This window comes from Mesorhizobium sp. RSR380A (assembly GCF_054719385.1).
Map to the genome: position 1 here is coordinate 3,957,913 of NZ_JBTTIB010000001.1, position 25,994 is coordinate 3,983,906.

The 25,994-nt window shown below is 63.8% G+C and carries 23 protein-coding genes; 13 read left to right on the forward strand and 10 right to left on the reverse strand.

The genetic code is table 11. From position 1 onward, the window contains the following. The first annotated feature begins 66 nt into the window (after positions 1-66). From ACYG9Z_RS19060 to ACYG9Z_RS19090, 7 genes are all read left to right on the forward strand, one after another. Positions 67-849, forward strand: a complete 783-nt coding sequence (locus ACYG9Z_RS19060; RefSeq protein ID WP_023686810.1) for a DeoR/GlpR family DNA-binding transcription regulator — start codon at positions 67-69, stop codon at positions 847-849. After that, positions 846-2,225 carry an FGGY-family carbohydrate kinase gene (locus ACYG9Z_RS19065; protein WP_023695088.1) on the forward strand — a complete coding sequence of 460 codons (1,380 nt, stop codon included), beginning with the start codon at positions 846-848 and terminating at the stop codon, positions 2,223-2,225. The genes ACYG9Z_RS19060 and ACYG9Z_RS19065 overlap by 4 nt, the downstream gene beginning before the upstream one ends. Positions 2,226-2,269: 44 nt before the next feature. Beyond that, on the forward strand, positions 2,270-3,766 hold the full coding sequence (locus tag ACYG9Z_RS19070) for a sugar ABC transporter ATP-binding protein (RefSeq protein ID WP_050586841.1): 1,497 nt from the start codon (positions 2,270-2,272) through the stop codon (positions 3,764-3,766). Next, a complete protein-coding gene (locus ACYG9Z_RS19075) occupies positions 3,763-4,755 on the forward strand; it encodes an ABC transporter permease subunit (RefSeq protein ID WP_023751990.1) in 993 nt (330 codons plus the stop codon). Before ACYG9Z_RS19070 ends, ACYG9Z_RS19075 begins: the two co-directional genes overlap by 4 nt. Before the next feature lie 77 nt (positions 4,756-4,832). Then, complete coding sequence (locus ACYG9Z_RS19080) at positions 4,833-5,771, forward strand: ABC transporter substrate-binding protein (protein ID WP_023670567.1); 939 nt, start codon at positions 4,833-4,835, stop codon at positions 5,769-5,771. A 66-nt stretch (positions 5,772-5,837) separates the two neighbouring features. Further along, on the forward strand, positions 5,838-6,731 hold the full coding sequence (locus tag ACYG9Z_RS19085; RefSeq protein WP_023751991.1) for a sugar phosphate isomerase/epimerase family protein: 894 nt from the start codon (positions 5,838-5,840) through the stop codon (positions 6,729-6,731). Between the two features lie 620 nt (positions 6,732-7,351). After that, positions 7,352-7,594, forward strand: a complete 243-nt coding sequence (locus tag ACYG9Z_RS19090) for a DUF768 domain-containing protein (protein ID WP_023670565.1) — start codon at positions 7,352-7,354, stop codon at positions 7,592-7,594. 33 nt (positions 7,595-7,627) lie between these two features. Here ACYG9Z_RS19090 and ACYG9Z_RS19095 read toward each other — a convergent pair whose 3' ends face one another. Together ACYG9Z_RS19095 and xseA are read right to left on the reverse strand one after the other, a co-directional pair. Next, positions 7,628-8,746 carry a DmpA family aminopeptidase gene (locus ACYG9Z_RS19095; protein WP_023751992.1) on the reverse strand — a complete coding sequence of 373 codons (1,119 nt, stop codon included), beginning with the start codon at positions 8,744-8,746 and terminating at the stop codon, positions 7,628-7,630. Between the two features lie 8 nt (positions 8,747-8,754). Then, the gene (xseA, locus tag ACYG9Z_RS19100) at positions 8,755-10,428 is read right to left on the reverse strand and encodes an exodeoxyribonuclease VII large subunit (RefSeq protein WP_023751993.1); all 1,674 of its coding nucleotides are present in this window, start codon (positions 10,426-10,428) and stop codon (positions 8,755-8,757) included. Positions 10,429-10,519: 91 nt separating this feature from the next. Here xseA and ACYG9Z_RS19105 point away from each other — a divergent pair, with 91 nt between their 5' ends. Beyond that, positions 10,520-12,718, forward strand: a complete 2,199-nt coding sequence (locus ACYG9Z_RS19105; protein ID WP_023751994.1) for a bifunctional diguanylate cyclase/phosphodiesterase — start codon at positions 10,520-10,522, stop codon at positions 12,716-12,718. A 6-nt stretch (positions 12,719-12,724) separates the two neighbouring features. Here the strand turns inward: ACYG9Z_RS19105 and ACYG9Z_RS19110 are convergent, their stop codons facing one another. After that, positions 12,725-13,681 carry a LysR substrate-binding domain-containing protein gene (locus ACYG9Z_RS19110; protein WP_023695095.1) on the reverse strand — a complete coding sequence of 319 codons (957 nt, stop codon included), beginning with the start codon at positions 13,679-13,681 and terminating at the stop codon, positions 12,725-12,727. 178 nt (positions 13,682-13,859) lie between these two features. On the opposite strand from ACYG9Z_RS19110, the gene ACYG9Z_RS19115 reads away from it, so the two are divergent. Continuing rightward, positions 13,860-14,150 (forward strand): DUF1127 domain-containing protein, encoded by a 291-nt coding sequence (locus ACYG9Z_RS19115; RefSeq protein ID WP_023670560.1) that lies wholly within the window; start codon positions 13,860-13,862, stop codon positions 14,148-14,150. A gap of 231 nt (positions 14,151-14,381) precedes the next feature. Here the strand turns inward: ACYG9Z_RS19115 and ACYG9Z_RS19120 are convergent, their stop codons facing one another. From ACYG9Z_RS19120 to ACYG9Z_RS19135, 4 genes are all read right to left on the reverse strand, one after another. Further along, the gene (locus tag ACYG9Z_RS19120) at positions 14,382-15,443 is read right to left on the reverse strand and encodes a DUF937 domain-containing protein (protein ID WP_023681842.1); all 1,062 of its coding nucleotides are present in this window, start codon (positions 15,441-15,443) and stop codon (positions 14,382-14,384) included. Between the two features lie 90 nt (positions 15,444-15,533). Next, positions 15,534-16,907 (reverse strand): glutamate--cysteine ligase, encoded by a 1,374-nt coding sequence (locus ACYG9Z_RS19125; RefSeq protein ID WP_023670558.1) that lies wholly within the window; start codon positions 16,905-16,907, stop codon positions 15,534-15,536. A 114-nt stretch (positions 16,908-17,021) separates the two neighbouring features. Continuing rightward, the gene (locus ACYG9Z_RS19130) at positions 17,022-17,756 is read right to left on the reverse strand and encodes a 16S rRNA (uracil(1498)-N(3))-methyltransferase (protein ID WP_023715634.1); all 735 of its coding nucleotides are present in this window, start codon (positions 17,754-17,756) and stop codon (positions 17,022-17,024) included. Between the two features lie 31 nt (positions 17,757-17,787). After that, positions 17,788-18,450 (reverse strand): hypothetical protein, encoded by a 663-nt coding sequence (locus ACYG9Z_RS19135; protein WP_023715635.1) that lies wholly within the window; start codon positions 18,448-18,450, stop codon positions 17,788-17,790. A gap of 86 nt (positions 18,451-18,536) precedes the next feature. Here ACYG9Z_RS19135 and ACYG9Z_RS19140 point away from each other — a divergent pair, with 86 nt between their 5' ends. Together ACYG9Z_RS19140 and ACYG9Z_RS19145 are read left to right on the forward strand one after the other, a co-directional pair. Beyond that, on the forward strand, positions 18,537-19,235 hold the full coding sequence (locus ACYG9Z_RS19140; protein ID WP_023751995.1) for a type 1 glutamine amidotransferase: 699 nt from the start codon (positions 18,537-18,539) through the stop codon (positions 19,233-19,235). Positions 19,236-19,605: 370 nt separating this feature from the next. Then, positions 19,606-19,746, forward strand: a complete 141-nt coding sequence (locus ACYG9Z_RS19145; protein ID WP_006206855.1) for a hypothetical protein — start codon at positions 19,606-19,608, stop codon at positions 19,744-19,746. Here the strand turns inward: ACYG9Z_RS19145 and ACYG9Z_RS19150 are convergent. Genes ACYG9Z_RS19150 through ACYG9Z_RS19160 form a run of 3 tightly spaced genes read right to left on the reverse strand, consistent with a single transcriptional unit; the run spans position 19,743 to position 22,512 of the window. Next, positions 19,743-20,510, reverse strand: coding sequence for a metallophosphoesterase family protein (locus tag ACYG9Z_RS19150; protein ID WP_023715637.1), 768 nt, complete (start codon positions 20,508-20,510; stop codon positions 19,743-19,745). The two genes, ACYG9Z_RS19145 and ACYG9Z_RS19150, sit on opposite strands and share 4 nt — an antisense overlap. A 55-nt stretch (positions 20,511-20,565) precedes the next feature. Further along, the gene (locus ACYG9Z_RS19155; RefSeq protein ID WP_023751996.1) at positions 20,566-21,702 is read right to left on the reverse strand and encodes an alpha-hydroxy acid oxidase; all 1,137 of its coding nucleotides are present in this window, start codon (positions 21,700-21,702) and stop codon (positions 20,566-20,568) included. A 12-nt stretch (positions 21,703-21,714) separates the two neighbouring features. Then, positions 21,715-22,512 (reverse strand): FCD domain-containing protein, encoded by a 798-nt coding sequence (locus ACYG9Z_RS19160; protein ID WP_023695102.1) that lies wholly within the window; start codon positions 22,510-22,512, stop codon positions 21,715-21,717. Between the two features lie 205 nt (positions 22,513-22,717). On the opposite strand from ACYG9Z_RS19160, the gene ACYG9Z_RS19165 reads away from it, so the two are divergent. Together ACYG9Z_RS19165 and ACYG9Z_RS19170 are read left to right on the forward strand one after the other, a co-directional pair. Continuing rightward, positions 22,718-24,040: a DUF3422 family protein gene (locus ACYG9Z_RS19165; RefSeq protein WP_023686827.1), complete on the forward strand. Its 1,323-nt coding sequence runs from the start codon at positions 22,718-22,720 to the stop codon at positions 24,038-24,040. Positions 24,041-24,299: 259 nt separating this feature from the next. Next, positions 24,300-25,796 carry an FAD-linked oxidase C-terminal domain-containing protein gene (locus ACYG9Z_RS19170; RefSeq protein WP_352545948.1) on the forward strand — a complete coding sequence of 499 codons (1,497 nt, stop codon included), beginning with the start codon at positions 24,300-24,302 and terminating at the stop codon, positions 25,794-25,796. The last annotated feature ends 198 nt before the right edge of the window (positions 25,797-25,994 follow it).

Genomic DNA, 25,994 nt, shown 5'->3' on the forward strand with positions numbered 1-25,994 from the left:
ATCGGAAAGATGTTGAGTAAGTTACGTCAAATGCCGTGGCAAAAACGGCTTCCGGGAGGAAAACGATTGAGCGACTCCGGCCGCCAGCGTCAGATCGTCGAGTTGCTGCGGGATCGTCCCTTCGCGTCGGTGCGCGAACTGCAGGAGCAGCTCGGCGTGTCGGCGGCGACGGTGCGGCGCGACATCGACAAGATCGACGAGGCCGGTGAAGCACGGAAGGTCTATGGCGGCATCTCGGCGCTCGACGGCGCTTCACAGGCGGGTGTTGCCTATGCCAGACCCTATGACGAGAACCGCGACCTCGCGGTCGAGGCCAAGCGGCAGATCGCCGCTCTCGCGGCCACGATGGTGCGCGACGGCGATGCGGTCATCGTGCATGGCGGTTCGACCTGCTTCCACCTTGGGGTCAAGCTGGCTGAGCGCAGCATCCGTCTCTATACCAATTCGATGCCGCTCGCGGCCTATCTGAGCGACCACGGCCATTGCAGCCTGACCGTTGCCGGCGGCGATCTGCATCGTGAGCCGGGCATCATCCATTCACCGACCCAGGCGGAGCCGTTCTACGCATCGAAGTTCTTTCTCGGCGCGCAAGGCCTTGGCCAGGAGGGCGTGCTGGAATCGCACCCGCTGCTGGTCCGCTCCATCGCCGATCTCAGCCTGTGTGCCGACCAGATCGTGGTGCTGGCCGACAGCCGCAAACTGTCGATCCACGCCCGTAACATCGCGCTGCCCTTGTCGCGCATCGGCACGCTGGTGACCGATGACGGCCTGTCCGACGTCGACGCGCGCATGCTGGAAGACGCGGGCGTCATGGTGCGCGTCGCCTCGGCTTCGGGAGCCATCCAGTGAAGATGGCCGTCCTCGATTTCGGCAAGACCAATTCGAAGCTGTTCGTCTTCGCTCAGGACGGGCGCATCGTCGACGAGCGCCGGACCCGGCCGAACTGGATGCGCAAAGATGGCTTCAGCGTGCTTGATGAGGCAGCACTTCACGATTGGGCGGTTCGCGCCGTAAGCGAGGCCGCCGACATCCATGGCGTAGAGGGCGTGATGGTGTCGGGCCATGGCTGCACCTTTGCCCTGGTCGACGAGGCGGCGCTGACGCATCCGATACTCGATTACGAGCAAGAGCCGCCGGCTGATATTGCCGCGCAAATTGATCGCCTCGTTCCGGATTTCACCGAGACCTTCTCGCCGCGATTGCCGCTCGGCTTCAACTACGGTCGCCACATGCTGTGGCTACAGGCGGTGCAACCCGGTGCATTCACGGCCGCGAAATCGATCCTCGGCTATCCACAATACTGGAGCTGGCGGTTTGGCGGCCGGGCGGTCTCGGAAGTGTCCTATCTCGGCTGCCACTCGCATTTATGGGCGCCGCGCAAGCGCGACTTCAGTTCGCTGGTCGACATTGAGGGCTGGCGCGACCGGATGCCCGCTTTCGAGCGGGCGGGCTCGGTTGTCGGCGAGCAACGCCTCGGCGATACGAAGCGGCGGATCGCCATCCACAATGGTGTCCATGACAGCAATGCCGCGCTCCATGCCTATCGCCGGCAGGAGCTTGGCCCGGTCACCGTCGTCTCGACCGGCACCTGGGTGGTCGTGCTTAATCCGGATTGCCTGCTCGACGCGCTCGATGGCCAGCGCGACATGCTGGTCAATGTCGATGTCGACGGCGGCCCTGTGCCGACCATCCGCTTTATGGGCGGGCGCGAATTCGCCACGATCAGCGACGGCTGGCAAGGCGCGATCGCGCCGGCGACAGTGCAGCGGGTGATCAACGCCGGCAGCATGGCGCTGCCGAGCTTCGCGCCGGGCGGCCCAATGCCCGGCCGCGCCGGCAAATTGGTCGGCCGCATGCCAAGCGCCGAGGAACGCGCAGCCGTGGCGCTGCTCTACGTCGCGCTGATGGTCGACCTCTGCCTCGACCAGATCCATTCGGACAACACCGTGATCGTCGATGGCGGACTGAACGCTGGCGGCCTGCTCGCCGGGCTAGTGGCGCAACTGCGTCCCAGCCAAGCCTTCCTGCAAGGGGCCACACTGGAGGGCAGCGCCACCGGGGCGGCGGCGCTGGCCTTCGAGACCGTCGGCCGCGAATTTGCCGCGGAAGTGCCGGAGCCCGTGCGTGCCGCAAGCTTCACCGGACTTGCCCGATATCGCGACACATGGCGTGGCCTCATCGGCGAGCAGGGCATCCCCCGCGCGGCAGCGGGAGGCGCACGGTGATCGTCGCTGCTCAGGCCGAAGTCACGCGCCAGCCAGTGCTGGAAATGCGGCACATCTCGAAGACGTTCGGGCCAGTCCGCGCCTTGCAGGACGTGTCGCTGACCGTCCATGCCGGAGAAGTCCATGCGCTGATGGGTGAAAACGGTGCCGGCAAGTCGACTTTGATGAAGGTGCTGTCCGGCGCCTATCGGCCTGATGCCGGCGGCGAGATACTGATTGACGGCGTGCCGGTCGCCACCGGCGACCCGATCAAGGCGCGGGCTCACGGCATTGCGGTTATCTATCAGGAACTGTCGCTGGCGCCCAACCTGACGGTCGCGCAGAACATCTTCCTCGGCAATGAGCCGAGGCGTTTCGGCATCGTCGACCGCGACCAGTGCTACCGGCGCAGCAATGAGATCATCAAGCGTCTCGGCGTGTCCTTCTCCGCACGGGCCCAGGTTTCCAGCCTGTCGCTCGGCGAGCGTCAGCTGGTCGAAATCGCCCGCGCGCTTTCGACCAGCGCGCGCATCATTGTCATGGACGAGCCAACCACCTCGCTGACCTCGCGCGAGACCGACCGTCTGTTCGAGGTCATCGCGACGCTGAAGTCGCAAGGCATCGCCATCATCTACATCAGCCACCGCATGGAAGAGGTCTACCAGTTGGCCGACCGTGTCAGCGTGCTGCGCGACAGCGGCTATGTCGGCACACTCGAGCGCGCCGAGCTGAACGCCTCGCGCCTCGTCTCGATGATGGTTGGCCGCGACCTGTCGGCTTTTTACAGGAAGGATCATCGCCCGCCGGACAGCAAGCGCGCGGTCGCCTTGTCGGTGCGCGGCATGGCGGACGGCAATCTCCTGAAGAACTGCTCCTTCGAACTGTACAAGGGCGAGGTGCTGGCTCTGGCTGGCCTTGTCGGCTCGGGCCGCACCGAACTCGCGCGACTGATCTTCGGTGCCGACAGACGCATCGCCGGCACGCTGGAACTCGACGGCAAGCCAGTAACCATCGGCTCGCCAAGCGAGGCACTGAATGCCGGCATCGCCTATCTCACCGAGGACCGCAAGGAGCTCGGCCTGTTCCTCGACATGTCGATATCCGACAACATCAGCATGGGCGTGCTGGCCAGGGATGCGCGGCCCGGCGGCTTGCGGGATTTCAAAGCCGCCGAGAGACGTGCTGCCACGGCCGTTTCGGATCTCTCCATCCGCACCAGGTCGGTACAGGCCAATGCCGGTTCGCTGTCGGGCGGCAACCAGCAGAAAGTGTTGCTTGCCCGCCTGCTCGAGACCGAGCCGCAAGTGGTCATCCTGGATGAACCGACGCGCGGCGTCGATGTCGGAGCGAAGTCGGAAATCTACCGGCTGATCGACAATCTCGCCAAAAAGGGCATCGCCATCCTGATGATCTCCAGCGAACTGCCGGAGGTGATCGGCGTCGCCGACCGCGTGCTGGTAATGCGCGACGGCACGATCGCCGGCGAGGTGACGGCGTCCAAAGACCAGCCGCAGCGCCAGGAAGCAATCATGGAACTTGCAACGGGAGCGGCCAAGGGATGACCGACAAGGCGACCGAGATCAGTGGCCAGGCTGTCGGCAGGAGCCGGCGGTTGCGCACCGCCTTCGCCGCCCTTGGCATGCTGCCGATCCTGATCCTGCTGGCGGTCGGCTTTCAGTTGATGAACGCGCGCTTCTTCACCCAGACCAATTTGCTGATCGTCATGCAGCAATCGTCGATCAACATCGTGCTGGCAGCGGGCATGACCTTCGTCATACTGACCGGCGGGATCGACCTGTCCGTTGGCTCGATACTTGCCGCCTCGGCGATGGTGGCGGTGATGGTGTCGCTGGTGCCTGATTGGGGACTGCTGGGCGTGCCGGCGGCCATTCTCGTCGGCCTCGGCTTCGGCGTCATCAACGGGCTGCTGATCGCCTATATCAGACTGCCGCCCTTCATCGTCACGCTGGGGTCGCTGACCGCTGTGCGCGGCGTCGCCCGCCTGCTCGGCCAGGACACCACGGTGTTCAACTCGGACCTGCCGTTCGACTTCATCGGCAACGGTTCGCTGTTCGGCGTTCCGTGGCTGGTCATCATCGCCTTGTCGGTCGTGGTGCTGTCCTGGCTGGTGCTCAAGCGCACCGTGCTCGGCACCTGGATCTATGCCGTTGGCGGCAATGCCGAAGCGGCGCGGCTGACCGGCATCAAGGTGCCGCTGGTGCTGCTCTTTGTCTATGGCGTTTCCGGCCTGCTGGCCGGCCTTGGCGGCGCCATGTCAGCGGCCCGGCTCTATGCGGCCAACGGGCTGCAGCTTGGGCAGTCTTACGAACTCGACGCCATTGCTGCGGTCATTCTCGGCGGCACCAGCTTCGTCGGCGGCGTCGGCTCGATCTGGGGTACGCTGATCGGTGGCCTGATCATAGCGGTGCTCTCCAACGGGCTTATCTTAGCCGGTGTCTCGGACATCTGGCAGTACATCATCAAGGGATTGGTCATCATCGTGGCAGTCGCCCTCGACCGCTACAGGCTCCAGGCAGGAGCGAGAACGTGATTGACCTTGGTCGCCGGCGTAAACGACCGGTTTGTGGTAACGCACCGTGAGAGGCGCGGGGCAATTGGAGGAAAGCAATGAAGACCATCGCTAAACTGCTCTGCGGCGTCGCACTCGCGGCTGCCGCCATCGCGCCCGCATCGGCCAAGGACCTCAACAAGGTCGGCATCTCGGTCGGCCTGCTCGGCAACCCCTTCTTCGTCGCCACCATCAAGGGCATCGAGGACGCGGCCAAGAAGATCAACCCGAAGGTCGAGGTGACGTCAGTGTCGGCCGACTACGACCTCAACAAGCAGGTCTCTCAGGTCGATTCCTTCATCGCCGCCGGGGTCGACGTGATCATGCTCAATGCGGTCGATGCCAAGGCGATCGGCCCGGCGGTGAAGAAGGCGCAAGCAGCGGGCATCGTCGTTGCCGCCTTCGACGTCTCGGCGCCAGGCGCCGACGTCACCGTGATGACCAACAACGTCAAGGCCGGCGAAGAGGCCTGCCAGTATCTGGTCGACCACACCGGCGGCAAGGGCGACTACGTTATCCTCAACGGCCCGGCGTCGTCGTCGATCCTGGAGCGGGTGAAGGGCTGCAAGGACGTCCTTGCAAAACACCCCGACATCAAGATCCTCTCCGACGACCAGAATGCCGAAGGCTCGCGCGACGGCGGCCTGAAGGTCTTCCAGTCGCTGCTCACCCGCTTCGACAAGATCGATGCGGTGTTTGCCATCAACGATCCGACGGCGATCGGCGCCCAGCTTGCGGCCAAGCAGCTCAATCGCTCGGAGTTCATCTTCACCGCAGTGGATGGCGCTCCCGATATCGAGAAGGAACTCGCTTCCGGCACCTCGATGATCAAGGCCTCGGCTTCGCAGGATCCCTACGTGATGGCTGGCCAGTCGCTGACGATGGCGGCTGAGCTGCTTGCCGGCAAGAAGCCGGCGGAGCCGACCGTGCTGCTCGACCCGAAGCTGATCACGGCCGAGAACCTGAAAGACTACAAGGGCTGGACCGCGGCCCGCTAAGCCTCCCAAGGCCGATGCGGCCGGGGCAACCCGGCCGCATCTCAATTCCAGAAACGGGAGACGATCATGTCGCGCATCGGTATTCATTCCTTCGTCTGGTCGGCGAGTTCGGCGCAAGGCGACCTCGAACGCACGCTGGCCAAGACCAGAGAGGCCGGCTTCGACCTGATCGAGTTCTCCTATCTTGACCCCGCCAATGTCGACGTTGGCGGGTTGGCCAGGCGCATCGCCGACCTCAAGCTCGGCGTCGCGATCAGCATCGGCCTGCCGGCGGACGGCGACATTTCGAGTGCCGACAAGGCGGTTGCCGCGCGCGGCGTCGAGATCCTCAACGAGACGATCGCGCTCACCCGCGATCTCGGCGGCCAGAAAATTGGCGGCATCCTCAGTACCAGCCACGGCTTGCAGACGCAGGCGCCGACGCGCGATCAGTGGAACCGCAGCGCGGGGACACTTGCGAAGGTTGCGGAGACGGCCAAGTCCGCCGGCGTCACGCTCAATCTGGAGATCGTCAATCGCTTCGAAAGCAATCTGCTCAACACCGCTTCACAAGGCCTGGCCTTCATCGCGGACACCGGCTCCGACAACATCTTCCTGCATCTCGATACCTTCCACATGAATATCGAGGAGGCCGATGTCGGATTGGCTATCCGCCATGCCGCTGACAAGATCGGTTATGTCCATATCGGCGAGAGCCATCGCGGTTTCCTCGGCACCGGCAATATCGACTTTGCCGCCATCTTCGATGCGCTGACCGCAATCGGCTATAGGGACGACCTCAGCTTTGAATCCTTCTCGTCGAAGATCGTCGACGAGAACCTGTCACGGAAGACCGCGATCTGGCGCAATCTGTGGGCCGACAATATGGAACTGGCCCGGCATGCGCGCGCCTTCATCGCAATCGGTCTGGAGACGGCGCAGCGCAAGGCAGAGCTTGTCGCATCGAGACATCGTCCTTAGCAGGAGCGCGCTGCCAAAGCGCCAATGTTGTCGTTCATCCGGCCCGCGCGTTACGTGCAAGGAATCGACGTCGGAGGCGCTGAGTGTGGCGGAGGCAGTCGAGCGGGGTGACGCTGACGAGAGCTTTCTGATTTTGGCTCACGAAACGCAATAAAATCAACATCTTCATACGCCCTCCGGGGCCATCCAATCTCCATACTGGACGGGGATGACGTTTGACACAGCGCGGCGGAAAGAAGCAGGATGGCTGATAGAGTCGACATCGCATAATGATGTCACTATATAGCGGCGGCTTCGACCGTGTAGCTGTGGCTGTGTACCACGAAGCAGCAGAAAATGTGTTACGCGTTGTGATCCCTATTGTGATACAAATCGGCCGTCGACAGCAGGAAAAGATCGTAAGAACAACAGCATAGAGCCGAAGCCGATCCCGGCCAACGTACCATCTATCAAACAATCAGAACGTGCTCCTTGAACCCTTCCCTTCATTCGGCTCTTCGGACCTCGGACAAGATCAACTTGCCGGGCGAAGCCGACTCGGTTCGAATGGCAGCATGCATCCTTTACCGGGTGCGGACGTTTACGGTTACCAACCGGCATAGCCGCCAGGGAAAAGCAGTATGAGTGAACATGCGATCGAGTTCTTGCGCGGATGGATCGGTGAAAAGGTCCACTGCCAGCACTCGCCGGTAAAGATCGAGAAGCAGGCCGAGACCCTCGCCAAGGAGTGCGCCGCCAAGGCCGCTGAGGTCGGCATTCCGCTCGAAGATATCCAGGAAGAAGTCGGCGACATCCAGGAACTGATCGCATCGCGGCTCGAAGAGGCGGCCGAGGCCGACCAGAGCAACGCGGCCAAGCCGTGACGCAACAGGCCTGGCGCCGCCAGGCCTTGTCCTCTATCCAAATCGATCTTTCAGCCAGGCCTTCGGCAGCGCCGGCACGAAATTGCCGTCGCGTCCGCTCATATCCTCATTGGCGACCATTGCATTGAGGATCGCCTCCTCTACGCCTTGCGCCACCGCATCGAAGAACGGATCGATATCGACGTCCGGGATGTAAGCCGCGTTTGCGGTTCGTCCCGACGGTGCAAGTGCTGCTTGCGGATTGGCGGTGGTGAAGGCCAGAAAAATGTCGCCCGAACTGTGGTAGCCGAAGCCGCCTGTCATGGCGATGCCGAGCGGCACGCGCTTTGCCAGCCGCTTCATCTGGTGGGGCAGAAATGGCGCATCGGTGGCGACGATGGCGATGATCGAGCCCTTTTCGGCACGCGGCGTGCCTTCGCGCATCGCCGGCTCTACCAGATCGGGCCCGACGCGGGCGCCGCGCAGTGTGAAATTGCGCCGCTTGCCGAAATTCGCCTGCACGAATACGCCGACCGTATGCCTGATGCCCTGCCACTCGACGATGCGCGATGCCGTGCCCGAGCCGGCCTTGAAGCCAAAGGCAATCATGCCGGTGCCGCCGCCGACACTGCCTTCCTCGATCGCTCCACCGGCGGCACCGTCGAGCGCGGCTTCGACATGTTCGAAGCCGACGTGATGACCGTTGATGTCGTTGAGGAAACCATCATAGGTCTCCGCCGCAACCGGCAGGCCCCAGCCGCTGTCGAGCGCCGCCGACAGCACGCGATGCATCCAGCGCAGCGTGCCGTCGCGGGTAACGCCGCAGGAATGCGTGTTGGTGATCGTGACGGGCAGGTTGAAGGCGCCGACTTCCTCGATAATGTGCGACCCCGTCAACTCGCCATTGCCGTTCTGGCTGAAGACACCGGCAAACACCGGCGTGGCGAGCTCAGCCAACGGCCGCGGCAGGATGGCGGTGACGCCGGTGCGCACCGGCCCCGTGCCAACCTTGAGCAGACCCTCGCCGGAAATCAGCGTCGCATAGCCGACCGATACGCCGGGCACATCGGTGATGGCGTTGAAGCCGCCCGGCGTGCCCTCGAAGGCAATGCCGAAAGCACGCGCGCGCGGCTTGCCAGCCGGCGTTTGAAGATGCGGGTCATGTCCGGTCATGCGGTCCTCTAAAAAAGCGAGCCCTGATTGCCCGGCTCTTTCGGTTTGCTGGCCGTCGGCTTTGCAGCGGGTTTGCTGGCGGGCGGCGTGGCCGCTGGTTTGGCAACGGCCTGCACCCGCTCGGCGTCGCCGGTCGCGACTGCATTTACGATGCCGTCGGCGAACTCCAGCTGCAGGCCAGCGCCCGGCGCCACATCAACTGCCAGTTTGATCACCGCGCCCTCGGCATCCTTGACCAGCGCGAAGCCGCGGGCCAGCACAGCCTTGTGCGACAGCGTCGCCATCAGCCTCTCGGATTGGACGATGCGGCCGCGCAGTCGCTCCAGCCTGAGCAGTACCGCTTGCGTGCCGCGTCTCGTCAAAGCTGTCAGAAGATCCCTCTGCACGGTTTGCCGCCGTGCCGTTGGCTCGATCGTAATGCGGCCTTGCAGCAAAGCCAGTTGCTGCCTGTGCCGTTGCAGGGATGCTTTCGCACATTTTGGCAACTGATCCGCCGCACGATTCAACTCCGCGCGCCGGGCTCTCGCCAATGCGCGCAGCGCCCCTTGGGCGCGCAAAAGGTTGCGGTCGTTGGTGCGTCGCGCCTCGGCAATCCGCCGCGACAGCGTTGCCGGAGTGAGCTTCACGGCGAAGAACCGAGCTTGCTTTCTTTCGGTGGAGACCATCAGCCCCCGGCTTAGCCGGCTGGCCGCCTCGTCCAGCCGCCGTCGCGGCAGCGCCAGCAACTGGTCGGGCGAGGGCAGCGCGCGGGCCGCCGCACGTGAAGCCTGCCGCTTGCGTTCGAAATTGCGCAAGGTGGCTGCTTTGAGACGTGCGCCAAGACTGGCTAGTGTCGCTTCGAGGTCCGCTTTCACCGGCACCGCGATCTCCGCCGCACCTGTCGGCGTCGGTGCGCGCATGTCGGCGACGAGATCGATCAAGGTCCAGTCGGTCTCGTGGCCGACGGCCGAAATCACCGGGATGCGCGAGGCGGCGACGGCGCGCGCCAGCCCTTCATCGTTGAACCCCCAGAGGTCCTCAAGGCTGCCGCCGCCGCGCGCCACGATCAGAAGGTCGGGCTGGGCAATCGCGCCATCCCAGGCCAGCGCGTTGAAGCCGTTGACGGCCGCCGTCACTTCCGCCCCCGCGGTCTCGCCCTGCACTCTCACCGGCCAGACTAGCACATGCAGCGGAAAGCGGTCCTTGATGCGATGGATGATGTCACGGATCACCGATCCGGTCGGCGAGGTGACGACGCCAATGGTGCGCGGCATGAAGGGCAGCCTCCGCTTGCGGCCGGTGTCGAACAGCCCTTCGGCCTGCAGTCGCCGCTTGCGCTCTTCCAAAAGCGCCATCAGCGCCCCGGCGCCCGCCGGCTCGAGATTGTCGATGACGATCTGGTAGTTGGATTTGCCGGGATAGGTGGTGAGTTTGCCGGTGGCGATCACCTCCATCCCCTCTTCGGGGCGGAATTTCAGCCGGCTCATCGTGCCTTTCCAGACCACGGCATCGAGCCGCGCGCGGTCGTCCTTCAGCGTGAAATAGGCATGGCCGGAAGAGTGGGGCCCGCGATAGCCGGAAATTTCGCCGCGCACCCGCACATGGCCGAAGACATCCTCGACAGTACGCTTCAGCGCGCCGGAAATCTCGCTCACCGTGTATTCGGTGGCATTGGTTCGTGATTCGGATTCTGCGTCGCTCATCGGCCGATTGAGCGGCTGTTGTCGCTCCGCGTCAAGATTCCATAACTTGATCTTAAGCCTGTCCTGATTGACTCTGGGCCAAGGAGGACGCATGAGCGCCCGCAAACAACGCAGCCCGTTGACGTTCCAGGTCACCCTGACGGTGCTGACGCTTGCCGTTTTTGCACTGGCCATCGTTGTCGGCTTCGGCCTTTACGCCACCATGCAGGCCGACCGGGTCTCGCTCGAGCGGCAGAAGGTTTTCCTGGCCAACGGCCTGCAGGACCAGATCGCCGCGGTAAAGCGCGAGCAGGAAAGCGTCGCCGTCTGGGATGATTCCGTTATCAACGCCAAGGCCGGCAACCAGACCTGGATGGCAGAGAATCTCAGCGTCTGGATGTCCTCGTATTACGGCCACAACCGGGTCTATGTGCTGGACGACGCCAACCGGCCGGTCCACGCCATGCGCGAAGGGAAGGTCGTGTCGCCTGCCGTCTTTGGCGAGGACGAACCCGCTTTGCGGCCGACAATCGCCAGGTTGCGCCAGATGATGAGCAAGGACGCAAGCCAGGCCGGCGCAAAATTCGTTGCCGACGATCTGGTCTCGCTTGGCGGTCAGCCTGCCATACTCAGCGTCATGCCTCTGGTGCCGAGTTCGGATCGCGTCACCCAGGCATCCGGCAGCGAATATCTGCATGTCTCCATAGAGTTCATCAACGACGCGGTGATCGGCAAGATCGCGCAGAAATATCTGCTGGCGGGGGCGCATCTCCTGCCGATGGCTCAGCCGCTTGGCTCGGCTGCCATTCCGCTTATCGACAAACAGGGTGTCATCCTCGGCTATATTGCCTGGGACCAGGAACGGCCCGGCCTGACGCTGGTGGGCAAGGCCAGCCCGGCCCTGGCTCTGGCCGCGCTGGTTGCGGCGAGCGTGCTCGCCTTTCTGCTCCGGCGTCTGCGCCGAGCATCATCGGCGCTGCAGACCAGCCAGGCCCAGGCGCAATATCTCGCCTTTCACGACACGCTCACCGGCCTGCCCAACCGGGCACTGTTCGAGGACAGGTTGCGGCGTGCCTTGCTTACCTCCGGCAATGAAAGCAAGGTCGCGCTGCTTTATCTCGATCTAGATCGCTTCAAGCATGTCAACGACACGCTTGGTCACCCGGCAGGCGACGAACTCGTGCGCCAGACGGCGGCCAGGCTTCAGCATACGGTTCGCGACGTCGACACGGTGGCAAGACTGGGTGGCGACGAATTCGCGGTGATCCTGATCGATGTCCGCGACGTCAGGAACGCAGAGGATATTTCCGAGAGGGTGCTGCAGAAACTGCAGGAGCCGTTCAAACTGATGGACGATCAGGTCTTTATCAGCGCCAGCATCGGCATAGCCTTGTCGACAGGCCCTGATGCCGATGCAGACGATCTGCTGCGCAAGGCCGACATCGCGCTCTACGAAGCCAAGAAGAACGGCCGTGGCCGCTACCAGGTCTTCGCCGGCGACATGGACGACCTTTTGCTGCGCAAGCGCAAGGTCGAGAGCGAGCTGCGCAGCGCGCTGAACGGCGGCACCGGTATCAAGCTCGCCTACCAGCCGGTCTTTGCCAGCGACGGCAAGACCATTGTCGGCGCCGAGGCGCTGATCCGCTGGGCGCATGAGGTCCATGGCGCATTGCCGGCGGCGCAGTTCATCGCCATCGCCGAGGAACGCGGCATGATCGGGCAGCTCGGCGCATGGGCCCTGCTGGAAGCCTGCCGCTTCGCCGTGAAGACCAAACTGCCGTGGCTCGCCGTCAATGTCTCGCCGCTGCAATTGCGCGACGCCGGCTTTGCCGAAGAGGTTGCCTCGATCCTCGCCGAAACGGGACTGGCGCCGAAGCGCCTGCAGCTCGAGATCACCGAGAACGTTCTCCTGGAAAACAACGACACCACCAGAGCGGCTCTGGCAGCCTTGCGCCAGTCGGGCGTCGGCATTGTGCTCGACGATTTCGGCACCGGCTATTCGTCGCTGAGCTATCTGCGCCGCCATGCCATCGACAAGCTCAAGATCGACCGCTCCTTCGTGCGGCTTCTCGACGGCGACGGCAATTCGGGCGCCATCGTCAAGGCGCTGATCGATCTCGCCGGCGCGCTCAAGGTCGAGGTCACCGCCGAGGGCGTAGAGACCGAGGTGCAAAAGGCGCTGCTGGTCGCCATGGGCTGCCAGCAGCTGCAGGGCTACCTCTTGTCGCCGCCGCTGGAGCCGGCGCAATTGGTGGCGCTGCCCGGCCTGTCGTCGGCCAACGCAACGACGGAGGCGGCAGCGTCGGCCTGATCGTTCCTACCAGCCAGGCAGGATCTGGTTCGGCTTGCTCCGCTTCATCTTGGCGAAGGCGAGCGAGGCGAAATCGAAGCTTCCCGTTTCTTCGCCGAGCGGCACGGAAATATTGTCGAGGCTTTCCGAGATGTGTCGGGCCAGAGCGTCGACGATTTCGGGACGCGAGGTCTGGCCGCGCATGATGCCGATGCGGCAGTCGGGCAGGGCGCCAAAACCGTCGGCTTCGCCCAGCACTCGCATGCCGGGCCGCAGCGCGCATTCCGGCAGCACCGAGATCGCCAGCCCCGACAGCACCGCGGCGGTGATGACGGTGGCCGAGAAGCTGGTGAACAGGATTCGATAGTCGCGGTTTTGCCGGTCGAGCACATCGACGGCGGCGCGCCGCCAGATGCAGTTCGGCCGGCCGAAGGCCATCGGCAGCACTTCCTGTTCGTGCGTGGCATGGTTGGCCGAGGTCACCCATAGCAGCGGCTCGCGCCGCACCACTTCCGACTGGCCGCGCGTATCGTTGTGCGTCACCAGCGCAAGATCGAGATTGCCGCGCTTGATATGCTCGACCAAGCCTGGCGTAGGCTCGCAGATGACGGTCAGTTCGACGCGCGGGTTTGACCGTGTGAAGCGTGCCATGATTTCGGGCAGGAACCGGTCGGCATAGTCGTCGGGGGTGCCGATGCGGATGGTGCCTTCGAGCCGCTGGTCATCGAAGGCGGCCAGCGTTTCGCGGTTGAGATAGAGCAGGCGGCGCGCGTAGGAGAGCAGCTTGTCGCCTTCCTCGGTCAGCCTGTTGGTGCGGCCGTCCTTTTCGAACAGCGGCTTGCCGATCCGCTCTTCCAGCCGGCGCATCTGCATCGACACCGCCGATTGCGTGCGCAGCACTTCCTCGGCCGCGCGGGTAAAGCTGCCGGTATCGGCAATCGAGATGAAGGTCTGCAACTGGTCGAGATCGAGTGGCGCTTTCATCGGTCCAATCCATCAGTAGCGTTGATGCTAAAGATTAGAAACATTCGTTGGATTAATCAATCGGTGCGTGGCAAATTCACATTGTCCACATGAAGGCATGTGAATCGAGACCGGAACGGCCGCTGTCCCCAGCGCCGATCGCCTGGTCTTGTCCAGTTCGAGTCTGAAGGAGACCGACATGACCACGTTTGATTTCGCCACCGAGACCTCGCGCATCACCTCGCGTCCGGCCGTTGCGACGCGCGTGGCCAACACCCTTCTCAATGCCTACCAGGCCTGGAAAAATCGCCGGGCCTTCTATCGCCTCGGCGAGATGTCGGACGCCGAACTCGCCGATATCGGCCTGACGCGCGCGGACCTCCATGTCGCCATCGATGTGCCGTTCGGCGCCGATCCGACCGTGAAGCTGCGTGCGATTGCGAGCGATCGTGCCGATACGATCGAAGATCTCGCCCGCCAGATAGCGTGATATCGGGCGCATTGTTTCGGTTGCCGTGAACCTTTCTCAGGCTCGCCGCGACCAACGAGTATAGCAGGCTCCCCACTCCCTGCCGGTTCCCCGCCGGCCAGCCTGCACACTGGCCCGGTCCTCCTCCAGGACCGGGCTTTTCTTTTAAAGCTCCGTCGTCATCGTGCGGTCTGCGCCGCTCGCTTCGTTCCTTGCTCCGAAGCCGCGAAGGTTAGCGCCAACTACCGCCAACTACCGCCGGTCCATGTCCCGCTTGAACTGGTCGAAGATCGTTTCCACGCCCTTCTGATAGTCGTCGCGCTGCTGGGCGCCAGTCTCGAACATCTTGCCGAAAATATCGTCGAACGGATTGCGTGGCCTGCCGCTCGGATTGGCCTGCGGTTGCGGCGCCTGGCGCTCCTGCGGTGCCTGTCGCGGCTGGGGTGCTTGCGGCTGCTGCGGCGCCGAATGCCCACCGGGCAGGCCGAAGCCGCCACCACCGCCTTGCCGCATCATCTCTTCAAAAATCTTGCCCAGCGGGTTGTCGCCGTAAGGGCTCTGTGTCTGTTGCGGCTGTGTTGGCTGCTGCGGCCGGCCCTGCGGTTGCTGTGCCGCGCCACCGCCGAACATATCCTGCAGCACCTTGCCCAGCGGATTGTCGCCATAGGGGTTGGGCGCCTGTTGCGGCTGGCTTTGCGGCTGTTGGGCGCCGCCGCCGAACATGTCCTGCAGCACTTTGCCCAGCGGGTTCTCACCGTAAGGATTGGGTGCTGGCTGCGGCGCGGGCTGTGCCCCGCCGCCCGCCTGCCGCATCATCTGTTCGATGATCTCGCCGAGCGGATTGCTGCCGCCGCCGAAGCCACCGGCGGCCTGCATCTGACCCCCGGTCAACTGGTTTGTCGTCTGCTTGAACAATCCGCCCATCACCATCGAAGCGATGGCCGGCAGCATCTGCTGCAGGATCTGCTGGCTGACGCCGGTCGCCTGCGCGGCCTGGCTGGCCACCGCGCGCGACAGCTCCTTCGAGCCGAACAGATGACCCAGAATGCCATTGCCCTCATTGACGCCTTGCGGTGAGAAAGCCCTGGTCGCGTCCTCGAAGTATTTGGCGTGCTGGCCGCTCGCCATCGCCGTCATGAAGGCGCCGAGCCCATAGGGATCGGCGGTGTTGCGTTGCAGCCCTTGCGAGAAGGCCGGCAGCAGAGCGGCGACAGCCGCCTGCGTCTGCTGCATGGAAAGCCCGTACTGCTGGGCAAGCGCCTGCATGCCGTTGCCGTTCTGCGCCTGCGCCAATATGTCGAACAAGGTAGGCATCGGTTTCTCCTCCCGGAAATCCTCGAGGGAGAACCTAGTTCGTTTCGATGTTCGATTGAAGCGGCTTTTGCCGCTGCTCAAGGCGCCACGCTAATACGCATATTCCATGAACACCGGCTCGATCGAGCCGCCCCAGCGCGTGTGGTAGGCCGACAGCATTTCCTCGGCACTGGTGGTACCGCGCGCCACGACTTCGTCCAGCGTGTTGAGGAACGAGGTCTCGTCATAGCCGTCGCGGTTCTTCCTGCCGCGATTTTTCAGCCCAAGGCGCGAAATGGTCATTACATCGCGGCCGATCTCACGCAGCGTCGTGTTGCGGAACGGCGCGGAAATGCCTTGTTCCGGCACCGCATTGCGCATCGCCAGCGTTTCTTCATAGGTCCAGCTCGAAGTCAGCGCCTCGGCGGCGTCGAGCGCGGCCTCGTCATAGAGCAGCCCGACCCAGAAGGCCGGCAGCGCGCAGATGCGGCGCCACGGCCCGCCATCGGCGCCGCGCATTTCGAGGAAGCGCTTCAGCCTGACGTCAGGGAACAGGGTCGACAGATGGTTCGCCCAGTCGCCCATGGTGGGCAGTCCGTCCGGTACTTCATTGCGGGCAACGCCGGCCATGAACTGGCGGAAGGTGATGTGCGTCATGTCGTGATAGTGGCCGTCGCGGATGACGAAATACATCGGCACGTCGAGCGCCCATTCGACATAGTCGGCAAAGCCGAACTCGGGCGAGAAGCAGAATTCGAGCAGGCCCGAGCGCTGGTTGTCGGTGTCGCGCCAGATGTCGCCGCGCCAGCTCTGCAGTCCGTTCGGCCGGCTGTCGGTGAAGGGCGAGTTGGCAAACAGCGCCGTCGACAGTGGCTGCAGCTTCAGCGACACCTGCATCTTGCGGCGCATGTCGGCTTCGCTTTCGAAGTCGAGGTTCACCTGGATGGTGCAGGTGCGATACATCATGTCGAGACCCTTGGTGCCGACCTTGGGCATGTAGCGGGTCATGATTTCGTAGCGCGATTTCGGCATTTTCGGCGTCTCGGCCAGCGACCATTTCGGGCTGCCGCCGAGGCCGAGAAAGCGGATGCCCATCGGCTCGGCGATCTCGCGGACCTGCGCCAGATGCGCATTGCCCTCGCGACAGGTCTGGTGGATCGTTTCCAGCGGCGCGCCCGACAGCTCGAACTGGCCGCCCGGCTCGAGCGAGATCGCGCCCTGGCCGGTCGGCTCGACCAGGCCGATGATGCGGCCGTCATCGATGATCGGGTCCCAGCCGAGCTTTTGCTGCATGCCTTCGAGGATGGCGCGGATGCCGCGCTCGCCGCCATAGGGCACCGGCGCGTTGCCGTCGACATAGAAGGGGAACTTCTCGTGCTCGGTCCCGATGCGCCACTTGTCGCGCGGCTTGTTGCCTTCGGCCAGATGTTCGACCAGTTCGTCGATGCCTTCGATTGGCCGGAAATCGGTTGTGTCGCGCGCCATGGGGCCCCCTCTGCGGCTCTCGGAGCCCGCCGGCGCTAAATGGACGAAATGTCAGCAGCCGATCAAGCGAAAAATCCTGAGCCACAGGTCAACAGGAATTGATCTTTACGCTTCTTACCAGTCTCCGACCGTCGCCTGCATCACCGCAAGCGCCGCTACAGCTGCTGTGTCAGCGCGCAGGATGCGCGGTCCGAGCGGGATGGCAGTGACGAAGGGGAGCGCCCGCAGCATCTTGCGTTCGTCATCGGAAAAGCCGCCTTCCGGCCCGACCAGCAGCGCCAGCTTCCTCTCAGGTATTGCCTGCAATGCCGGCAGCGGGTTGTTGGTCGAGGCATCCTCGTCGCAGAAGATAAGCCGGCGTTCCTTGTCCCAGCCGGAGAGCAGGCGCTCGAATTTCTCGGCCTCGCGCACTTCCGGCACCGCCAGTATGCCGCATTGCTCGGCCGCCTCGACGACATTGGCGCGCAGCCGGTCGATGGAGGGTTTTGCCACTTGCGTGTGCTGGGTGATCACCGGCTGCAGGATGCCGGCGCCCATCTCGACCGCCTTCTGCACGAGATAGTCGAGCCGGCCCTGTTTCAGCGGCGCAAAGCAATAGATCAGGTCAGGCAGGGGCGGTTGCGGTCTCTGCGAGGCCAGCACCTTCAGCCGCACCGCCCTTTTCGACCTGGTGGCAATCGCCGCCGACCACTCGCCGTCGCGGCCGTTGAAGACCAGGATCTCGGCGCCTTCGCCGAGCCGCAGCACATGCGTGAGATAATGGCTCTGCTGCTGGCCGGCATCGAATTCGATGCCTGCCGCGAGGTCGTCCGGCACGAACAGCCGCTGCATCTTGTAATTGGCGCGCATCGCCGAGGAATGGGGGAGGCGGTGCCTGGCGTCAAGTCTCGGCGGAACGATGCCACACCGGTTCAAAACCGTGCCGCAGCACCGAAACGGTCGTGGCCGGTGTGAGCAGGCGCAGCGACCGGCCGGCAAGGCTGTCGAAGGCCGCCGCATCGCCATAGCCTGCGAACGACCAGGGCAGCGCGTTGCCGCCGCGCAGCGCATAGGCCGAGCCGCCATCCGCGATCATCGCTCCGTCCGGCAATTCGGCAAGCTCTCCCATGGTGACATCAGGTGGCTTGCCGCCGGAAGCCAGCCGCTCCTTGTGCAGCCGCTTGTCCACCATTGGCGCGCGCGGTTCGTTTACACCGAAGACTTTGCCGAAACGCCCGACAAAATCCGTGGCTCGCTCACGCCGGCAATAGAAACAGGGACGGTGCCCGGCGGCCAGCGCCGTCACCTCGTCGAGGAAGAACAGTTCGGTCCAGCCGGCCTTGCCGCCCAATTGATCGTCACTTCTCCTGTTCCTGCCCATCGGCTCGCGCCGCACATTGCGGAATTGGCAGACGCAGATGATCCAGGCCGGCAAGGCCCAACGCTTTTTCAGCAGCGTCTTGGTCTCAGGATCGTGGATGATGCCGCGATTGCCGGTGAACAGGCCGCGCTCGGATATGGCATGGATGGCGCCGAACGGATCGACCCGGTTCTGCAGTGGCATAGCTCTCTCCCGAATACGCATCTTGGCTGCAATACGGGCGACATGATATCGCTCGTCGCGTCATTTCATGTCAGCAGGGTTTTGCGATGCGGGTGCTGGTGGTCCAGAACTACGACAACACCGGCCTTGGCCAGGTTGGTGCCGCGCTCGCCGAAGCCGGCGCCGATCTCGACCTGCGCCGGCCCTACAAGGGCGATGCGCTGCCGGACGACGCGACCGGACACGATGCCATGGTGATGCTTGGCGGCGGTCAGAATGCGCTGGCCGACGATGACTACCCGTATTTCCCGGCGCTGCTCGAACTGACCCGCGATTTCGCCGCCAAGGATCGCTCGGTTCTCGGTATCTGCCTGGGCAGCCAGTTGGTTGCCCGCACTTTCGGCGGTGAGAACCAGATCGGCGCCGCCTCGGAATTCGGCTGGCACAAGGTATCGCTGACGCCGGACGCCAGAACCGATCCGGTGCTTGGCGCACTTCCCCAGGATTTCCCCATCTTCGAATGGCACGACGACACTTTCGCGCTGCCGTCAAATGCGGTGCGGCTTGCCGGCAGCGAAATTGCTGAGAACCAGGCGTTCCGTATCGGCCGCGCCGTCTACGGCTTCCAGTTCCATTTCGAGGCCGACCGGCCGATGGTGAGGGACTGGAGCACGTCCTTCGCGCCGCTGATTGCCGATCGCCATCCCGACTGGCACGATCGCCTCGACAGCGAAATGGCTCTCAACGGCCCCGAGGCTGATGCCGCGGGCTTGGCCATTGCCCGCGCCTGGGTGGCGACGATCTGAGACTGGCCGCGCGCAGTCAGCAATTCCAGGAAAAGTGTGAAGCGGTTTTCCGTCCGAAATTGCGTCAGATAAAAGGATAGAGCGGTTCGCCGTAGCGGCGAACCGCTCTATCCGTTGCATAATTGGCACGCGGCGGGGAATCTGCCGGGACAACTTCTTTCGTCCTTGGTTTGTGGCCGAACGCCATCCTACAAGGCGCGCGCTATGCATCGGCAATGCAACCGCGATGAACCTTCTGTGTGATCCGCGCGACACACCGCCGAAACAGAATCGACCTACAAGCGCGAAATCGTCGAAACTTTGAGACGAATTCTCGGTTTCAACCCATTGGTAACCGCCTCGTGCCCAGATGCAGGAAGCTCAACTAGAGATGACGTCCGTGAAAGCAGCGCTTCTGTCCTTTGTCATGCTGTCTGCCATCGTTTTGTGCGGTCTCGGCATTTATTCCGCCGATGCGGCCAACAACCATCAGGCCGTCGACGGCTACGGCGTTACCGCCGCGCTTCGCTAAAACGCTTTTCCCTGCACAGTCAGGATTCGCTTGTCCGCGCCGTCCACGGCGAGCGCGCTGAGCATGCCTGACTGCCAGGCGAGCGTGTCGACATTGACGCGGTTCGGCATCACCTCCGCCTCCGGCACTGGTGTGTGGCCGTGCACGATCACCTTCGGGTAAAGCCCTGGATGGTTGTGGAAGACGTCGCGGATCCAGACCAGATCCTGCGGGCTCTGGCTCGCCAGCGGCACGTCAGGCCTGACGCCGGCATGGCAGAAGAAGAAATCACCTGATATCAGTGACAATTGCAGCGACCGCAGGAAGTCGACATGCGCTTGCGGTACAGCATTGACGAGTGCCTGGTGTCCCCGCCGTAACGCCTCGGCCTTGCCGAACCAGCTTGCGTGTCCCGCTAGGTCGACGCCATAGGATCGTGCCGTCTGCACGCCGCCATAACGGATGAACAGCCCTTCCGGGTCAGGCTCGTCGAGAAAATCGAGGAAGCCGATATCGTGGTTGCCGGCGAGCATCAGATGCCGTGGATCGCGTTTCTGTGCCTCGATCAGGAAGTCTATGACGCCCTTGGACTCTGGTCCGCGGTCGACATAGTCGCCGAGGTGGATGACGCGCCAATCGCTGGTCGGCTTGTATTCGAGTTCGCTCTCGATGCGGCGATGCATGGCGGCGAGCAGATCGAGCCGGCCATGCACGTCGCCGATCGCATAGAGGCGCATGCCATCGGGCGCGCGCGCGTCGAGGTAGTGGATGCCGGTCTCGGTCAAGGCGGCTTCGTCTCCGTGATCCAGCGAGGCTAGGGTCTAATCGGTGAACAAGACCCTATCGCCGCAACTGGTCCTTGCCCATCTCGGTCACCAGCCGTTTGCCGCACAGTGCCAGCGTGATGTCAATCTCCTTGCGGATGATGTCCAGCGCCAGGGTCACGCCTTGCTTGCCCATGGCGCCCAATCCGTACAGGAACGGGCGGCCGATATAGGTGCCCTTGGCGCCGAGGCAAAGCGCCTTCAGCACGTCCTGGCCCGAGCGGATGCCGCCGTCCATATGCACCTCGATCCTGTCGCCGACGGCATCGGCGATCTCTTCCAGCGCCATGATTGACGACGATGCGCCGTCGAGCTGGCGCCCGCCATGGTTGGAAACGATGATGGCGTCGGCGCCGGTCTCGACCGCCATCAGCGCGTCCTCCTTGTCGAGAATGCCTTTCAGGATCAGCTTGCCGCCCCAACGTTCCTTGATCCAGGCGACATCCTTCCACGACAGATGCGGGTCGAACTGCTCCGTCGTCCACGATGCCAGCGAAGCGACGTCGCCGACGCCCTTGGCATGGCCGACAATGTTGCGGAAGGTGCGGCGCTTGGTGCCGGCAATGCCCATCAGCCAGCGTGGCCGCATGGCGATGTTGGCAATGTTGGCCAGCGTCATCTTGGGCGGCGCCGACAGCCCGTTGCGGACATCCTTGTGGCGCTGCCCCAAGATCTGCAGGTCGAGCGTCAACACCAGCGCCGAGCATTTTGCAGCCTTCGCCCTGTCGATCAGGTCGAGCACGAAATCCTTGTCGCGAAGCACGTAGAGCTGGAACCAGAACGGCTTCTTCGTCACCGACGCGACATCCTCGATCGAGCAGATGCTCATCGTCGACAGCGTGAACGGCACGCCGAATTCCTCTGCCGCCTGCGCCGCCAGCATCTCGCCATCGGCATGCTGCATGCCGGTCATTCCAGTTGGGGCAAGCGCCACCGGTATCGCCACTTTCTCGCCGATCATGGTCGATTCCAGCGAGCGGTTGCTCATGTCGACCAGTACGCGCTGACGGAATTTTATCTTCTGGAAGTCCTCCTCGTTGGCGCGGTAGGTGCTTTCGGTCCAGGCGCCGGAATCGGCATAGTCGTAGAACATCTTCGGCACCCGCCGGCGCGCCAGGTCCTTGAGATCGGCAATGGTGAGGATGTCGCTCATGGTGGTTCCTCGTTAGCCAGTCGTCTTGAAGCCGTCGTCGGCGTCGGAGCGCTGCTTAAGCCTGAGCCGCGACACGCGCTGCCAGTCGCCGCTGCGTTCGGCCTCGAGCATCGAGCGCTCGACATAGGAGATATGGTCCATCGCCGCTTGGCGGGCAGCTGAAGGATCGCCGGCCTTCACGGCTTTGTAGATCGCGCCGTGCTGGGCCAGCAGCGCCTCGCGCGCTCCGGGCACGCTGAACACCAGAAGCCGGTTCTGGAACACGCCTTCAGACAGCAGCCGGTAGCAGGAGCGCAGTGTGTGCAAGAGGATGATGTTGTGCGCGCATTCGCACACAGCATGGTGGAACTCGACGTCGATTTCCGCCTCGTCGTCGAAATCGCCGGTGCGGTGCGCCTCGTCCATGCGCGCCATGATGCGGTCGAGCAGCGCAATGTCGTCCGCTGTCGCGCGCCGCGCCGCATATTCGGCCGCAACACCTTCGATCTCGCGGCGGTATTCCAGATAGTCGGTCACCGCCTTGCGGTGCATCGAGATGAGGTCGGTCACCGGCTTGGTGAACAACTGGCCGATGACGTCGGCGACATGGGTGCCGCCGCCGGCCTTGGTGATCAGCAGCCCGCGCCCTTCCAGCGCCTTCAGCGCATCGCGCAGGATCGGCCGCGACACGTCGAACTGGCGCGCCAGCTCGCGCTCGCCCGGCAGCCGGTCGCCGGTGCGCAGCACGCCTTCAAGGATCAGGCTTTCGATCTGCTGCACCACCTCGTCGGCGGTGCGCGAATGCTCGATCCTGGAGAAAATATCGCTCAACGGGGGCCTGGGAAATTGAACCGGCGTCGCGCAAGATAAAGCCAGCGTCGCCAACTGGTCAAATTATTTATCCAATTTGCCCAATCGGGTCGGTCTGCGCGTCGCGCCGGCAGGACCTACGATGCTAGACTTTGGTGTTTACGCGCCTCATGGATTGCCTTTAGAGGACGCCATCACACGAAGGGTCGAGAACAGGGGGACCACCGTGTCGGACGAGACGTCCAACCTCGAATTCCAGCCGCGCGCCCAGGGCAGCGTGATGGGCTTTCCCGCGCATGAGGGACGGCCCGGCGCGATCGGCGAGGTCCATGCCCGGCCGCATCCGCTGATCGAGAAGCCGCGCGTGCTTGTGCAACTCGCCTTCATGACCGAGGGCGGCTCCGGCGTCGACATGGCCGTGCTCTCCGAACTGTCGCGGCGCCTCGGCATCGCGGCGCCCGACCGTCATGCCCGCCACCACGCCATGAAGTGGGGCAAGGGCACGCTGCGCTGGGAGCGGCATACGGAATTCTCGACCTATCTTTGGGAAGGGCCGCTTGCCGAAAGCGGCAGGGCGCAGGAGGATTCTCCTTTCGGCAACGGGTTCTCGCCGCCGGGAACGGTGATCTCAGGCATAAGGCTGGAGATCCGCAAATGGACGCCGGCAAGCGAGAAGCTGATTGCGGCCTTCGACCCGACGAGCCTCTGCTATTCGCTGGTCGAGCGCGGCAATGCGGCCATCGTCACCGATTTCCGCCAGGACGGCGACGGCCTGACCCGCATCCTGGTGCTTGATCGCGGCCTGACGCCGGCGCGGACCGGCGCGCTGTCGCAGCGGCTGATCGACGTCGAGACCTACCGCACGCTTGCCATGCTCGGCCTGCCGCTGGCGCTGACCCTGTCGAGCCGCGCCCGCCGCATCGAAGACCGGTTGGCGCAGACCACGCTGGAAATGAAGGTCACTGAAACCCGCGACAGCCAGACGCTGCTCGCCGACCTGACCGAGCTTGCCGCCGAGCTGGAAGCCGATGCCGCCTCCAGCCTCTATCGCTTCGGCGCCAGCCGCGCCTATGACGGCATCGTTGTCGAGCGGCTGGAGGCGCTGGACGAAGAAGCCGTGCCCGGCTACGACACTTGGGGCGGCTTCCTGCAGCGGCGGGTGGCGCCTGCCATGCGCACCTGCCGTTCGGTCGAGGAGCGCCAGGCCAACCTGTCGCGCAAACTAACCCGCGCCACGACGCTGCTGCGCACGTGGGTTGATGTCGAGGTCGAGAAGCAGAACCGCGATCTGCTGGCGTCGATGAACAACCGCGCCCGGCTGCAACTGCGGTTGCAGCAGACGGTCGAGGGCCTGTCGGTGGCAGCAGTGTCCTACTATGTCGTCGGTCTGATCTCCTACCTTGCCAAGGGCGCCTCGATCTTCGGCCATGCCATTGCGCCCGAAGTCGTCACCGCCGCCTCGGTGCCGGTCGCCATCGTGCTGGTCTGGTGGGGGGTGCGGCGAGTGAGGCGGATGCACTCCGAGCCGGCGAAACATCCGGGGGAGTAGGAGCGCACTTTACCCTCCCCCTTGTGGGGAGGGTCGATCCGCATAGCGGATCGGGGTGGGGGTGCTCGTAAAGAGCTTTCGTCGCGCGGACCCCCACCCCGCTCACTGCGTTCGCGACCCTCCCCACAAGGGGGAGGGTGAATAGCGGCAGATTGCCGCTGCGGAAGGCGGGCAGTACGCTCTTTGCCCGACGCGGTGTTTGCAACATCCGAATGTAATTGGTAAAAGATTTTTACCAGCCAAGCGGAGAACGCCGCCGATGTCCGGCCTTGTCATGCCCAAGCCAGACGACGCCACTATGCGAAGGCGGGCGGAGATCGTCGCCGACATGCGCATCATCGTGCCGGGCGAGGGCGTCGTCGACGCCACCAATGAGATGCGCGCCTTCGAAAGCGACGGCCTCACCGCCTACCGGCAATTGCCGCTGGTCGTGGTGCTGCCGGAAACGGTGGCGCAGGTGTCGCGGGTGCTGAAATACTGCAACGACCGCAACATCCGTGTCGTGCCGCGCGGCTCCGGAACCTCATTGTCGGGCGGCGCGCTGCCGCTCGAGGATGCCGTGCTGCTGGTCATGAGCCGCTTTAACCGCATTCTGGCCATCGACTATCCCGACCGCATCGTCGTCGCTCAGCCAGGCGTTACCAATCTTGGCATCACCATTGCCGTCGAGCAGGAGGGCTTTTACTACGCCCCTGACCCATCCTCCCAGATCGCGTGCTCGATTGGCGGCAATGTCGCGGAAAATTCCGGCGGCGTGCACTGCCTGAAATACGGCCTGACCGCCAACAATGTGCTCGGCATCGAGATGGTGCTGATGAACGGCGAGGTGGTGCGCCTGGGCGGCAATCATCTGGACTCGGAAGGCTATGATCTCCTCGGCGTCATGACGGGGTCCGAAGGCCTGCTCGGCGTCGTCACCGAGGTCACCGTGCGCATCCTGAAAAAGCCGGAGACGGCCCGCGCTCTGCTGATCGGCTTTCCGACCAGCGAGCAGGGCGGCCAATGCGTCGCCGACATCATCGGCGCCGGCATTATCCCTGGCGGCATGGAGATGATGGACCGGCCGGCGATCCATGCCGCGGAAGATTTCGTCCATGCCGGCTACCCCCTTGATGTCGAGGCGCTGCTGATCGTCGAACTCGACGGGCCGGGCGTCGAGGTCGATCACCTGATCGGTCTCGTCGAAGCGATCGCCTATAGGAACGGCTCCACCACCTGTCGCATCTCGCAATCCGAACAGGAGCGGCTGAGTTTCTGGGCCGGCCGCAAGGCGGCCTTCCCGGCGGTCGGCCGCATCTCGCCCGACTATTACTGCATGGATGGCACTATCCCGCGCAAGGAATTGCCGCGTGTGCTCGCCGGCATGCGCGAACTGTCGGGAAAATACGGCCTTGGCGTCGCCAATGTCTTCCACGCCGGCGACGGCAATCTGCATCCGCTGATCCTCTACGACGCCAACGTGCCGGGCGAACTCGACAAGGCGGAAAGTTTTGGCGCCGACATCTTGCGGCTCTGCGTCAAGGTCGGCGGCGTCTTGACCGGCGAGCACGGCGTCGGCGTCGAGAAGCGCGACTTGATGCCTGAAATGTTCGACCAGATCGACCTCGATCAGCAAATGCGCGTCAAATGCGCCTTCGACCCCAATCATTTGCTCAACCCCGGCAAGGTGTTTCCACAACTGCGCCGCTGCGCGGAGCTTGGGCGCATGCACGTGCATCGCGGCCAGGTGGCGTTTCCGGACATTCCGAGGTTTTGAGTGGCTAAGTTGGCGCGTGAACACCCCCCTCTGTCCTGCCGGACATCTCCCACTCAAGGGGAGAGATTGGCAGCTTGCGCGCCTTACCCTTCCTTCAAGGTCGGAGATTGGCGAAATCGGACGCGACTTCCGATCTCCCCCCTTGAGGGGGAGATGTCCGGCAGGACAGAGGGGGGCGCGAAGGAACTCGACCCATCT